This is a genomic window from Kitasatospora sp. MAA4, from assembly GCF_029893355.1.
Taxonomy (GTDB): domain Bacteria; phylum Actinomycetota; class Actinomycetes; order Streptomycetales; family Streptomycetaceae; genus Kitasatospora.
In genome coordinates this window covers 241,202-254,791 of sequence record NZ_JARZAI010000005.1, presented here as the reverse complement: position 1 = coordinate 254,791, position 13,590 = coordinate 241,202, and the positions used below count along the sequence as shown (strand labels likewise).

General features: G+C 72.4%; 8 protein-coding genes. 1 reads left to right on the top strand and 7 read right to left on the bottom strand.

All coding sequences use genetic code 11. The annotated features are described in order from the left end of the window. Positions 1–2: 2 nt before the first annotated feature. The 4 genes from P3T37_RS09530 to P3T37_RS09515 all read right to left on the bottom strand — a co-directional run bounded on the left by P3T37_RS09530 (position 3) and on the right by P3T37_RS09515 (position 5,144). Positions 3–1,751, bottom strand: a complete 1,749-nt coding sequence (locus P3T37_RS09530; protein WP_280723045.1) for a branched-chain amino acid ABC transporter permease — start codon at positions 1,749–1,751, stop codon at positions 3–5. A 20-nt stretch (positions 1,752–1,771) separates the two neighbouring features. Beyond that, entirely contained in the window at positions 1,772–2,701 is a 930-nt protein-coding gene (locus tag P3T37_RS09525; RefSeq protein ID WP_280723152.1) for a branched-chain amino acid ABC transporter permease, read from the bottom strand. Between the two features lie 135 nt (positions 2,702–2,836). Beyond that, entirely contained in the window at positions 2,837–4,063 is a 1,227-nt protein-coding gene (locus tag P3T37_RS09520) for a branched-chain amino acid ABC transporter substrate-binding protein (RefSeq protein ID WP_280723044.1), read from the bottom strand. A 607-nt stretch (positions 4,064–4,670) separates the two neighbouring features. Then, positions 4,671–5,144, bottom strand: a complete 474-nt coding sequence (locus tag P3T37_RS09515; protein WP_280723043.1) for a hotdog fold thioesterase — start codon at positions 5,142–5,144, stop codon at positions 4,671–4,673. Positions 5,145–5,377: 233 nt separating this feature from the next. Here P3T37_RS09515 and polA point away from each other — a divergent pair, with 233 nt between their 5' ends. Further along, complete coding sequence (gene polA / locus P3T37_RS09510) at positions 5,378–8,053, top strand: DNA polymerase I (RefSeq protein WP_280723151.1); 2,676 nt, start codon at positions 5,378–5,380, stop codon at positions 8,051–8,053. Between the two features lie 24 nt (positions 8,054–8,077). Here polA and P3T37_RS09505 read toward each other — a convergent pair whose 3' ends face one another. The 3 genes from P3T37_RS09505 to hrpB all read right to left on the bottom strand — a co-directional run bounded on the left by P3T37_RS09505 (position 8,078) and on the right by hrpB (position 13,570). Continuing rightward, complete coding sequence (locus P3T37_RS09505) at positions 8,078–9,601, bottom strand: FAD-dependent monooxygenase (protein ID WP_280723042.1); 1,524 nt, start codon at positions 9,599–9,601, stop codon at positions 8,078–8,080. Between the two features lie 123 nt (positions 9,602–9,724). Further along, a complete protein-coding gene (locus P3T37_RS09500) occupies positions 9,725–11,017 on the bottom strand; it encodes a PQQ-binding-like beta-propeller repeat protein (protein ID WP_280723041.1) in 1,293 nt (430 codons plus the stop codon). Between the two features lie 9 nt (positions 11,018–11,026). Beyond that, a complete protein-coding gene (gene hrpB / locus P3T37_RS09495) occupies positions 11,027–13,570 on the bottom strand; it encodes an ATP-dependent helicase HrpB (RefSeq protein ID WP_280723040.1) in 2,544 nt (847 codons plus the stop codon). Positions 13,571–13,590: the final 20 nt, after the last annotated feature.

The following is a 13,590-nucleotide window of genomic DNA, read 5'->3' as shown; positions in this document are numbered from 1 at the left end:
GGTCACGCTCCTGCCGTGCTGAGGGTGGTGGTGTCGGTGCTGCCGCCCTGGGCGGGGATGTCGGCCTCGTGGAACTCCAGCTGCCGGCGCCGGTTGGCGACGATGCCCTCGGGGCGGAAGCGCATCAGCAGGATCAGCGCGACGCCGAAGGCGAGCAGCTGGTAGTCGCGCAGGAAGACCAGCTTCTCGGGGATCAGGTAGAGCAGCGAGGCGCCGAGCAGCGGGCCGCTGACCGTCCCCATGCCGCCGAGGACGACGGCGGCCAGCAGGAAGGCCGAGTTGGGCGGGGCGGAGCCGGCGAAGACGTACGGGTCGGGCACCACGTTGTAGGTGACGTGGGCGCTGACGGTGCCGGCCAGGCCGGCCAGCGAGGCGCCGAGAGCGAAGGCGGTGAGCTTGGTGCGGAAGCCGTTGATGCCCATCGCCTCGGCGGCGGTCTCGTCCTCGCGGATGGCGATCCAGGCGCGGCCGATCCGGGAGTTGCCGGCCCGGCTGAAGACCGCGATCACGATCAGCGTGACGATCAGCATCAGGAAGAAGTAGTTGGCGAACCGCCCGATGGTGAACGAGCCGAGCTGGTGGGCCTGGCCGAGGTTGAGGCCGAAGATGCTGATGTCGGGGATGGCGGGGATGCCGTTCGGACCGTTGGTGATCTTCGGGCCCGAGGTGCCGTCCAGGTTGCGTACGGCGATGTGGAAGATCTCGCCGAAGCCGATGGTGACGATGGCGAGGTAGTCGCCGCGCAGCCGCAGGGTGGGGGCGCCGATCAGCACGCCGAACACCAGCGAGACGCCGCCGCCGAGCAGTGCCGCGATCCAGAACGGCACCTGGGTGTGGAAGGGCGAGTACGGCGAGCCGGAGACCAGCGCGGCCGTGTAGGCGCCGACGCCGAGGAAGGCGACGTAGCCGAGGTCGAGCAGGCCGGTGAGGCCGACCACGATGTTCAGGCCGAGCGCGACGGTGGCGAAGATCAGGATGTTCACGCCGACGTTGGCGTTGTGGTCGTCGCTCTGGGTCAGCGGGAACAGTGCGGCGGCGACGAAGGCGGCGGTCATCGCGAACGGCTTCTGCCGGGTGAGCAGCGCCGAGATCCGCTCGAAGAGGCCGGACCGGAAGAAGGCGGTGGCGCTGAAGACGACGCTGATCAGGAAGCCCTCGAACAGCTCGCCGTAGGAGGTGTCGATGCCGTAGGTGAAGATGCCCAGGCCGATCGCGGCGATCGCGGTGACGATCAGCCGCTCCTGCCAGGCGGGCGCGGTCGCGGGTCGGGCGGCCGGCTTCTCGTCGGCGGGCAGGGCGCGGGTGCCGTACAGCGCGGGCAGGACGGCGACGGCGGCGACCCAGCCGCCGGCGGTGAGGTTGGCGAGTCCGCCGAGCTCCTCGGCGATGGCGCCGAGGGTGAACCAGGTGACGGCGAGGGCGCCGAGGGCCAGCAGGCGCAGCGCCCGGGTCTGTCCGGTGGGGGCGAGCCAGCGCAGGCCGCGGACGCCGTACGCGGACAGGGCCTGGAGGAGCAGCAGCAGGCCGGCGGTGACGGTGAGCCACTGCAGGCCGCCGGGGTAGCCGCTGACGGTGAGGTCACCGGGGAAGTCGGCGGTCCAGGTCCAGGACAGGAAGGCCGAGGCGATGGTCAGGACGGCGCCGCCGGCGGTCAGCGCGCGGGCCGTTCCTGCCGGCACCGAGCCTTCCAGGCGGGCGAGTTGGCGGCCCGCGGCGACCTTGACGAGGGGGATGAGCGGTGTGCTGTTCATGGGTGTCTTCTCCTCCGTCCTCAGGCCCGGTCCGCTACGCGTTCGCCGAGTAGTCCTTGTGGTCGCAGCAGCAGGACCAGGATGAGCAGCACGAACGCCCAGACCGGGGACCAGGCCTGGCCGCCGAGCTGCTGCATGCCGGGGATGTCGGCCATGTAGGCGGTGGCGAGTGCTTCGGCGAGGCCCAGGACCAGTCCGCCGAGCATCGCGCCGTAGATGTTGCCGATGCCGCCGAGGACGGCCGCGGTGAAGGCCTTGAGGCCGGCCTCGAAGCCCATGTCGTAGCTGACCTGGCCGTAGCGCAGGCCGTAGCAGATCGCGGCGACGGCGGCGAAGACGGCGCCGATGGCGAAGGCGGTGGCGATGATCCGGTTGGTGTCGATGCCCATCAGCTGTGCGGTGTCCGGGTCCTGGGCGGTGGCCTGCATGGCGCGGCCGGTGCGGGACTTGCGGACGAACAGGGCCAGTACGACCATGCAGATCGGCGCGGCGATCAGCGTGAAGAGGTCGCCGGACTGGATGTCGACGCCGCCCAGGTGCCAGGGGCCGCTGGGGATCTGCGGGAAGACCCGGGGGCTGGTGGCCTTGGGGTAGAGGTTGTGCACGGCCTGCTGGAGCGCGAGCGAGAGGCCGATGGCGGCGATCAGCGGGGCGAGCCGGGGCGCGGTGCGCAGTGGCCGGTAGGCGAAGCGTTCGGCGCCCAGGGCTATCAGGACGGAGGTGGCGGCGCCGCCGATCAGCATCAGCGGCAGGGCCAGCCAGAGCGAGGTGCCGTGCGGCAGGACGAGGTAGACGGTGAGAGCGCCGAAGCCTCCGGTCATGAAGATCTCGCCGTGGGCGAAGTTGATGAGCTGCACGATCCCGTAGACCATCGTGTAGCCGATGGCGATGAGACCGTAGGTCGAGCCTAGGAACAGCCCGTTGGCGAGTTGTTGCGGCAGGGTGTGCAACACCGCAGCCTCCATGTCGCTGTGGAGAGGTCGCTGTGGGAGAGCGTGGCGTCTCGCGGGGTGGGGGGACGGAGCGGCCGCGCGCGCCATTGGTGTGCGCGCGCGGCCGGTGGTGCGGTCGGGCCAGGCCCCAGGTCAGCCGGTGTAGGCGCCGGTCTTGACGGAGACCCACTTGCCGCCGGTGACCTGGTAGACGGTCAGCTGCTTGTTGTTGGTGTCGCCGAACTGGTCGAAGGAGACGTGGCCGGCGATGCCGTCGAAGTCGGCCTTCTGGACGCCGTCGACGACCTTGGCGCGGGCGTCGGACGGGACCTTGCCGCCGTTGGCGGCCACGACGTTGCCGATGGCCTTGATGATGGCGGTGGCGGCGTCGTAGGAGTAGCCGCCGTAGGTGCCGTAGTCGCCGGGGTACTTGGCGGCCTTGTACTTGGAGATGAAGTCCTGGGCGGTGGCCAGGCCGTCGACCGGGGAGCCGACCGAGGTGGCGAGGTCGCCCTCGGTGCCGGTGCCGCCGACCGAGATGTAGGTGGCGGAGAAGATGCCGTCGCCGCCCATCAGCGGGATGTTGTCGCCGGCCGCCTTGAGCTGCTTGGAGAGCAGCGAGGCCTCGTCGTACTGGCCGCCGTAGTAGAGCATGTCGGCGCCGGAGGACTTGATCTTGGTGACCAGGGTGGAGAAGTCCTTGTCACCGGTGGAGACGTGGTCGGTGCCGGCGATGGCGCCGCCGTCCTTGGCGAAGGCGTCCTTGAAGATGCCGGCCAGGCCCGCGCCGTAGGTCTGCTTGTCGTCGACGACGAAGGCGTTCTTCTTGCCGCTGCCCGACGCGTACTGGGCGGCGTAGGCGCCCTGGAGGGCGTCGGTGGTGGCGGTGCGGAAGTAGGTCTTGTAGCCGCGGACCTTGGTGCCCGAGGCCCAGTTGGGGCCCTGAGTGAGCGCGGGGTTGGTGTTGGAGGGCGAGATCTCGACCAGGTTGGCGGTCTCGAAGACCTGCTGCATCGACTGTGCGACACCGGAGTTGAGCGGGCCGACGACGCCGAGCACGCTGCTGTCGGCGACCAGCGAGGTGGCGTTCTGCTGGCCGGTGGCGGGCTGGGCCTGGTCGTCCAGCGCCTTGACCTTGAAGGTGACGCCGGGGACGGTCTTGTTCTTGTTGGCGTCGTCGACGGCGATCTGGACGCCGTACTGGATGCCGAGGCCGGTGGCCGAGTTCTGGCCGGACAGCGGTGCGTCGACGCCGATGGTGACGGTGGTGCCGGACGCGCTGTCGCCACCGGACTTGCTGCCCCCGCGGGAGCCGCAGGCGGTCACGGTGAGGGCTCCGGTGAGGGCGATGCTCAGGACGAGCAGTGAACGATGACGCACGAGGGTCCCCTTCTGGTCGGGAGGCGCCGGGTCGGGGCCGACTCGGTGCCGGGTCGCGCGCTGGGGTATGCCCGAACTGGATGAGCCCGATCCGGTGGCGCGGTGACTGGGCGTGACTCTAGAGCGCCGGAGGCACCTCTGGCAGGGGTGTGGGAGTGCTGTGATTCTCTTGTTATGAGCCCCGCACCCGATCGTCTCGCATGGTGGACTCTGGGGGGTGTCGCGACCCGGGTGGCACAGGGGGTGTTGCCCTTTCGGGCTACAAATGTGCGTGAGTGCCGGGGTGGTGGCCGATCTGTCCGATAGTCGGATGTGAGTGTCCGTGAGGGGTTCGCCGGTCACCAGTGTCCGGATTGCGGATTCCGGGCTCGCCCCGAGGGGGTCTCGACGGCTTTCGGCGGTCGACTCGGAGCGCCGCGGCGATCATGGCGGCTCATTTCGCGCGTGTGACGCAGCGTTACGGGGAGGCGAGCGGCCGACCGCCGCGGACCTGCTCCGGGCATGGAAGCGCCCCCTTGTCGGCCAGCACCTGCCCAGTTGGGGCGGCGGTCAAACAAGGGGGCGGGGTACATCTTTTGACGATGAGTCAGATCATTGCGCCGGGAGCCTAGAGGTCGCGCAGCGCGCAGGTCAGGCGGCAACTGGTGATCCGCCGGCCGGTGTCGTCGGTGACGGCGATCTCGTACGTCGCGGCGGTACGGCCCTTGAAGACCGCTGTCGCGACGCCGGTCACCAGGCCGGAGGTGGCCGAGCGGTGGTGGGTGACGTTCAGGTCCACGCCGACCGCGTAGCGGCCCGGGCCCGCGTGCAGCATCGCGCCGATCGAGCCCAGCGTCTCGGCCAGCGCGGCCGAGGCGCCGCCGTGCAGCAGACCGTACGGCTGCTGGTTGCCCTCCACCGGCATGGTGCCGACCACCCGGTCCCCGGAGGCCTCCACGATCCGGATGCCCAGCTTCTCGCCGAGCGTTCCGCCGGAGAAGGTGGACGGCTCGACGCCCAGCTTGGCGAAGTGCTCCAGGACGTCCTGCGGGACGTCCAGGACGGTCGCCGCGGGGGTCTCGGTGGGGGTCGCCTCGGTCATGCCTGTCTCCTGCCGATTGAGATCCGGCCGTGGGTGCGGCCTTTCGCGATCGTACGACCGGCGCCGGGCCGGGCGGGGGCGGGGGAGCTGCGTCGCGGCGTCCGTTGTCGGTGCCGGGCTCTAGGATTCAGTGACGGGCAGTGGAGTCGGCAGGAACGGACGTTGACGTGGCTACGCAGAGTACGGTGCAGGGTGCGGCGAGTGGCGGCGGCGCGGGGGCACGGCCCCGGCTGATGCTGCTCGACGGCCATTCACTGGCGTACCGGGCGTTCTACGCCCTGCCCGTGGAGAACTTCAACACCTCCACCGGCCAGCCCACCAACGCCGTCTACGGCTTCGCCTCGATGGTTTCCAACACCGTGCGGGACGAGGCGCCCACCCACCTCGCGGTGGCCTTCGACCTCTCCCGCAAGACCTTCCGCTCGGCGGAGTTCCCCGACTACAAGGCCAACCGAGCCAAGACGCCCGACGAGTTCAAGAGCCAGATCGGCCTGATCGGCGAGCTGCTGGACGCGATGAAGGTACCGCGGATGGCACTGGAGGGCTTCGAGGCCGACGACATCATCGCGACCCTGGCCACCGCCGCCGAGGCGGCCGGCTTCGACGTGCTGATCGTCACCGGCGACCGCGACGCGCTGCAGCTGGTCACCGAGCAGGTCACCGTCCTCTACCCCACCAAGGGCGTCTCCGAGCTGACCCGCTACACCCCCGAGAAGGTCGCCGAGAAGTACGGCGTGACGCCCCGCCAGTACCCGGATCTGGCGGCCCTGCGCGGCGACCCGTCCGACAATCTGCCCGGCATCCCCGGCGTCGGCGAGAAGACCGCCGCGAAGTGGGTCAACCAGTTCGGGTCCTTCGACGAGCTGGTCTCCCGGGCCGACGAGGTCAAGGGCAAGATCGGCGAGAAGCTGCGCGAGCACCTCGACTCCGTCAAGCGCAACCGGGTGCTGACCGAGCTGGTGCGCGACGTCGAACTCCCGCTGGGCGTCGACGACCTGGTGCGCACCGCCTTCGACCGCGAGGCCGTCGGGCAGCTGATGGAGTCGCTGGAGTTCCGCAACTCCAACTTCCGCGAGCGCGTCTTCGGCATCGACGTGGGCGGCGTGGCCGAGGCCGCCGAGGTGGCGGCCGCGCCGGGCATCGAGGTCGCGGGCGAGGTCCTCACCGAGCCCGGCGCACTCGCCGCCTGGCTGGCCGCGGCCACCGGCACCGTCGCGGTCGCCTCCGTCTACAGCTGGGCCCTGGGCAGCGGCAGCGTCCAGGAGGTCGCGCTGGCCGTCGCCGAGGACGCCGTCTGGTTCGACCCCTCCCAGCTCGCCGAGGAGGACGACCGGGCGTTCGCCGCCTTCCTGGCCGACCCCGATCGCCCCAAGGCGCTGCACATCGCCAAGCAGGTGATGCGGGCCTTCGCCGAGCAGGGCTGGCAGATCGCCGGCGTCGTCGCCGACACCGCGCTCGCCGCCTACCTGGAGAAGCCCGGCCGGCGCACCTTCACCCTGGAGGTGCTCGCCGAGGAGTACCTCGGCCGCTCGCTGGCCCCCGCTCCGGCCGCCGAGAGCGGCCAACTGGCCTTCGGCGCCGAGGAGGACGGCGACGACGCGGGCGCCCGGGCCCTGATGGTCCAGGCCCGCACGGTCCTCGACCTCGCCGAGCTCTTCGCGGTGCGGCTGGCCGAGGTCGGCGCAGCCGAGCTGCTGCACGACATGGAGCTGCCCATCGCGGCGCTGCTGGCCCGCATCGAGCGCACCGGCATCGCCGCCGACCGTGCCCATCTCACCGCCCTGGAGAACCAGTTCGCGGTCGAGATCCAGCGCGTGGTGGAGGAGGCACACGCCGCCGCCGGGCACGCCTTCAACCTCGGCTCGCCCAAGCAGCTCCAGGAGATCCTCTTCGGCGAGCTGGCCCTGCCGAAGACCAAGAAGATCAAGACCGGCTACACCACCGACGCCGACGCGCTGACCTGGCTGGCCACCCAGACCGACAACGAACTGCCGGTCATCCTGCTGCGCCACCGCGACCAGGCCAAGCTGCGCACCACCGTCGAGGGCCTGCTCAAGACCGTCTCGCCGCAGGGCCGCATCCACACCACCTTCAACCAGATGGTCGCCGCCACCGGCCGGCTCTCCTCGCAGGACCCCAACCTGCAGAACATCCCCGTGCGCACCGAGGAGGGCCGGCTGATCCGCCGCGCCTTCGTGGTCGGCGAGGGGTACGAGTCGCTGCTGACGGCCGACTACTCGCAGATCGAGCTGCGGATCATGGCCCACCTCTCCGAGGACGCCGCGCTGATCGAGGCCTTCGCCAGCGGCGAGGACCTGCACACCACGGTCGCCTCCTCGGTCTTCGGCGTCGCCCGCGACGCGGTGGACGCCGAGATGCGCCGCAAGATCAAGGCGATGTCCTACGGCCTGGCGTACGGGCTCTCCGCCTTCGGGCTCTCCCAGCAGCTGGGCATCAAGCCCGCCGAGGCGCAGGGCCTGATGGACACCTACTTCGAGCGCTTCGGCGGCATCCGCGAGTACCTGCACCGCGTGGTGGAGGAGGCCCGCGCCACCGGCTACACCGAGACCCTGCTGGGCCGCCGCCGCTACCTGCCCGACCTCACCAGCGACAACCGCCAGCGCCGCGAGATGGCCGAGCGGATGGCCCTGAACGCCCCCGTCCAGGGCTCCGCCGCCGACATCGTCAAGATCGCGATGCTGCGCGTGGACGCCGCCCTCACCGAGGCCAAGCTCAACTCCCGGATGCTGCTCCAGGTGCACGACGAAATCGTCCTGGAACTGGCCCCCGGCGAGCGCGAGCAGGTCGAGTCCATCGTTCGCGAGCAGATGGCCGGCGCCTACGACCTGCGCGCGCCGCTGGACGTCTCGGTGGGCGTCGGCCCCGACTGGGAGGCCGCCGCCCACTGACGGGGTGCACTGACGGGTGCGCTCCTACCGGGTCGTCAGCTCGCGGTAGGCCGTGATCGGCGCGTCGTCGTCACCGGCGGCGATGGCGCCGACGTAGCCGTCGGGGCGGACCATGATGCGGCCCGAGGTCAGGCCGAAGCGGGTTGCCGCCCGCCGCTGCGGGTCCGCGACGACGGTGTCGTACCCGGCGACCGCGGCGTCGGTGTCGGCCAGCAGGATCTGGCGGACGCCGGGGAGTTCGGCTGCGGCCGGGAGTGGGCCGAGGGTCAGCAGCACATGTCCGGTCTCCGCGGCCAGCACCCGGCGCAGTTGCGTGCCCGCCACATCGGGCAGGTGGTCCCCGCTGCGGATCTTCGCGTGCGCCACGGAACCCACGACCGCCGGGCTGCCGTGGTACGACAGCGTCGTCTCCTCGGTCTCGTCGGCCAGGGCCTGGCGGGCCGGGCCGATCCCGGTTGCCGTGTGCAGCAGGGCATTGCGCAGCTTCTGCGCGACCGGGTTCGCCAGCGTGCTCAGGTGGGTGAGCCTGGTGCTGAACTCGATGACGCGCGCCGCGACCGGGTGGCGCTCCGCGTGGTAGCTGTCGATCAGCGTCTCGGAGGCGGTCCCCCGGTAGGCGGCGGCGAGCTTCCAGCCCAGGTTGAAGGCGTCCTGCATCCCGGTGTTCATGCCCTGCCCGCCGGCCGGGCTGTGGACGTGCGCCGCGTCGCCGGCCAGGAAGACCCGCCCGTACCGGTACTGCGGCACCTGGGCGTGGTGGATCTCGAAGCAGGTCAGCCAGAGCGAGTCGTGGATCCGGATCCGCCCCGAGGCCCGCTCGTCGGCGACCCGCTGCAGCCACTCCTGGCTCGCCTCGTCCGTGGACCCGGTGGTGACCTGGGCGATCAGCCGCATCCGGTCGCCCTTCATCGGAAAGACCATCAACGGGCCGTCGTGCGCGGAGAAGAAGGTGTACATCGAGCGGGGATCGAAGTCGTGCGCGGCGTGCACGTCGCCCATCAGGAAGCGCTCCCCGTGGAACGAGCCCTCCAGCGCGGTTCCGACCTGCCGCCGCACCTCGCTGCGCGCGCCGTCGGCGCCGACCAGCCAGGACGCCGCGATGCTCTCCTCGCCGCCGTCGGCGGTGCGCAGGGTCGCGCGTACGCCTTCGGCATCCTGCTCGAGCCCGAGCAGCGAGAGGCCCCGCTCCACCTCGACCCCGTGCTTGGCCAGGTTCTCGGTCAGGACGCGTTCCGTCTCGGTCTGCGCGGTGACGACCGCGTAGGGGTGGGCGCTGTCGACGATGTCCAGGTCGACGCGGGCGATGGTGCGCCCCGACGCGTGCATCTCGAGACCGGTGGTCTTGATGCCGGACGCGATGAGGTCGTCGAGCACGCCCACCTGTTCGAGCATTTCGAGACTGCGGGCATGGACGACGATCGCGCGCGACTCGGTGGTGGGCGCCGCGAGCGCGTCGACGATCCGGACCGGGACGCCCCGACGCGCCAACTCACCCGCCAGCGTGAGACCGACCGGACCGGCGCCGACGACAAGCACGGGATCACTCATGATCGGTTCTCCCAACTGCGGCAGCAGGCGCTGCCGGTAGGTCTGAACGGTGGGTGCGATCACCGCGACCCAGGGCGCGGGAGAGGCTAGTAGGAATCCCACCGACCTGCCACACGATCGCTGTCACGGCTGGCACTGCTCTCCGGTCTGGCCGTCGATCAGTCGCAGGTGGTCCTGAGTGCCGTCGTCGGTGAGGGCGAGCAGGCGGTCGCCGAACGGGACGACGACGGGGAAGCTCAGAGGCGTCGACCAGAGCAGTGTGCCGTTGCGGTAGGCGAGCAGCGCGTTGGGGCGCTTGAGGTAGGCGACTGTCAGGTAGAGCCGGTCCGGGCCGGCATACACGTTCACGAAGGCCCCGCGTTTCACCACCCGGCCGGGAAGCGGACGCAGCAGCGCGAGGGCACGGCCGGTGCGGGCGGTGTGCACGCGCTGCCCGGCGAAGCCCGGCAGGATCCGGCGCCAGCGCGAGTAGGTGTACCGAGGTTGGAGCACGGCGTAGATGCGTCCGTCCAGCTCGATGGGCTCGATGCCGTCGGGGTCGACCGAGCCGAAACCGGCGAGCGGAGTCCGGATCAGGAACCGTTCCGGGCGCCCAGGGCCGAGCAGGGGCTCGCGCACCAGCAGCCGGTCCGGCCACTTGGACCAGAACGCCCTGCCGGCGCCGCGCACGGCGATCGACTCACGCTTGCGCGGGTACCTGATCGTGCGCAGCCGCTCGCCGGTGTCCGGGGCGATGACGGCCAGGCCGCCGGAGAGGATCACGGCCGCCACCACCGGCTCGCCCGCCTCGCTCCGGCGCAGGAGCAGCTCGTGGTGGAAGGCGTTCGCCTCGTTGCGCCAGAGTTCGGTGCCGGTGCGCACGTGGAAGGCGCGCAGTCCGGTCGCCACCGAGGCGATCACCCGGTCACCGACCAGCAGCGGCCCACCGACGCCCGGGAGTTCGTGGCGCCATCGCACGGTGCCGTCGGTGAGATCGACCGCGGTCAGGTGCTGGGGCGCGGCGTCGCGGCTCTGCCAGAGCAGCAGGGTGTTCGTCGACTCGTCCACCAGGAAGTCGGAGAGGAGTTCGGCGTCCCGGACCCAGGCACGGGTACCGTCGGCCGTGTCCAGTCCGGTGAGGGTGACCGGCTGGGGCTTGTGCCAGTACCGGCCGGGCTCATCACTGGCGACCACCAGCCGGTTCCCGGTGTGGCGCAGCACCGGGGAGGCGTCCTCGCACTCGGGCAGGCCGTCCGCGGCCCGCCAGCGGACCTGACCGGTGGCCAGGTCGAGCGCGGTCGGTTTCCCGCCGACCAGCAGCAGCACGGCGTCCTCCGTGACCACGGGTTGGCGCAGGGTGCCGCCGGGCGCGGTCAGCGTCCAGAGACCGGTGACCGGATCGTGGCGGGATCTGACGGGAACGGCGTCGGCGATCATGCGCAGACGTTACCGCCGCGGGTTGGTGCGTTTGGTGGGTTCGGCGGTGGTGGGGTCCTCGGGCCAGGGGTGGCGTGGGTAGCGGCCGCGGAGGTCGGCGCGGACGGCGCGGTAGCCGGTGCGCCAGAAGGAGGCGAGGTCGCCGGTGACGGCGGCGGGGCGGCCGGCGGGGGAGAGCAGGTGGATGGTGAGGGGGACGCGGCCGCCGGCCAGGGCGGGGGTGTCGGCCCAGCCGAAGAGCTCCTGCAACTTGACGGCGAGGACGGGCCGTTCGGTGGAGTAGTCGACGCGGATCCGGGAGCCGCTGGGGACGGTGATCCGTTCGGGTGCCAGCTCGTCCAGTCGGCCGGCCTGGCCGCCGGCCCAGGGGAGCAGGCGTTGCAGGGCGGAGGTGGTGTCCAGTCGCTCCAGGTCGGCGCGGCGGCGGGCTCGGGAGAGTTCGGGTTCCAGCCACTGGTCGGCGGCGGCCAGCAGGGCCTGGTCGCTGACGTCGGGCCAGGGGTCGCCGAGCGCGTGATGCAGGAAGGCCAGCCGGGAGCGCAGCGAGCTCGCGGTCTCGGACCAGCGCAGCAGTTCGCCGGCGCCCTCGCGGGCCAGCCCTTCCAGCAGGGCGGCCCGGACCAGCGCGCGGTCGGGGGAGCGGAGTGCGGCGGCCTCGAGTTCCAGGGCGCCCAGGGCCTGGACGCGGCGCGCGGCCAGATCTCCGCGCCGGCTGCCGGGCGGCACGGCCCAGTGCACCTCGTCGCGGGTGGTCAGCAGGTGAGCGGCAGCGGCGAGAGCAGTGCTCTCGTCGATGAGCACTGCTCTGCGGATGCGCGCGGACGGCGCTCCCGCCGGTCGGTCGGCCACGGCGATCGCGAGCCACTCGGAGCCGCTCAGCGCGGAGCCGGCCGGGAGCTCGCCGGCCGTGCCGGAGGCCATCAGGTACGTCCCGGCGGCGCCGCGCGCCCGGGCGATCCGCTCCGGCTGCGCCAGCGCGGCCAGCAGCCCGACCGCACCCGCGTCCGGCAGCGCGGTGGCCGGCGCGTCCACGTGCGAGCGCAGCCGCCGCGTCTCGTCCCGCCACCGCCCGCCGTACGACTCGGCGCCCGAGACGCCCGAGACCCCGCCGCGCACCGCCCGCCACACCGCCGCCAGATCGTCGCCGAGCGCCCGCGGGGGCTCCTCGGAGAGCAGTGCGACGATCTCCGCCGCCCGCCGCGCCCCCACCACCGGCGCGCCGTCCAGCAGCGCGCGGGCGAGCCGCGGGTGCAGCCCCGTCCGCGCGAACCGCCGCCCGCGCTCGGTGGCCCGGCCCTGCGCGTCCACCGCGCCCAGCGCCGTCAGCGTCTGGCGGGCCGCGCCCATCGCGCCCGCGGGCGGCGCGTCCGGCAGCGCGAGGGAGCCGGCGCCCGGGTCGCCCCAGCAGGCGACCTGGAGCGCGAACGGCGTCAGGTCCGCCAGCGCGATCTCGGGGGCGGGGAAGCGCGGTGCCAGGGTGTCCTCGACCTCGGACCAGCAGCGGTAGGCCGCGCCGGGGGCCTCGCGCCCGGCCCGGCCGGCGCGCTGGCGCCCGGCGGCCAGCGAGGAGCGCACCGTCACCAGCCCGGCCAGCCCGCGCGCGTGGTCGGTGCGCGGTTCGCGCGCGAGCCCGCAGTCCACCACGATCCGCACACCCGGCACGGTCAGCGAGGACTCGGCCACCGAGGTCGCCAGGATCACCCGGCGGCGCTGACCGGGCGTCAGCGCGGCGTCCTGCACGGCCTGCGGCGCCTGCCCGTGCAGCTGGAGCACGTCCACGCCGTCGAGCCCACCGAGCAGCCCGCTCACCCGCGCGATCTCCCCGACGCCCGGCAGGAAGCAGAGCAGGTCGCCCGCTCGCTCGGACAGTGCCCGCCGCACGACACCCGCCACGTGTTCGAGCAGCAGCGGGTCGGTGCGCGTCCCCTGCGGGGGGCGCACGGCGCGCGCCGGGGGCGCCCAGACGATCTCGACGGGGTGCGCGGTGCCGTGCGCTTCGACGACCTCGGCCGGTCCCTCCTCGGTCGAGCCCAGCAGCGACGCCCAGGCGGCCGTGTCCGAGGTCGCGGAGGCGCAGAGCAGCTGGAGCTCGGGACGCAGCGCGGCCCGCACGTCCAGCAGGAAGGCGAGCGCGGTGTCGGCGTCCAGGTGGCGCTCGTGGCACTCGTCCAGCAGCACCGCGTCCACGCCCGGCAGCTCCTGGTCGCGCTGCAGCCGTTGCAGCAGCACGCCGGTGGTGACCACCTCGACCACGGTGTCAGGACCGACCACCCGCTCGCCGCGCACGGTGTGCCCGACCCTCCCGCCCGGCTTCTCGCCGAGCAGCCAGGCCATCCGCCGCGACGCGGCCCGGACGGCCAGTCGGCGCGGCTCGGCCACCAGCACCCGCCGCGCGGGACCGCCCTCCACCAGCCCCGCCAGCGCGAGCGGCACCAGCGTGGTCTTGCCGGTGCCGGGCGGCGCCGCGAGCACGGCCACACCGCGCGCGTCGAGGGCGCGCCGCAGCGCGGGCAGCGCGGTGCGGACCGGGAGGTCGAGCCAGGCAGGATTCACCCCCGAATTATCAACCCCGC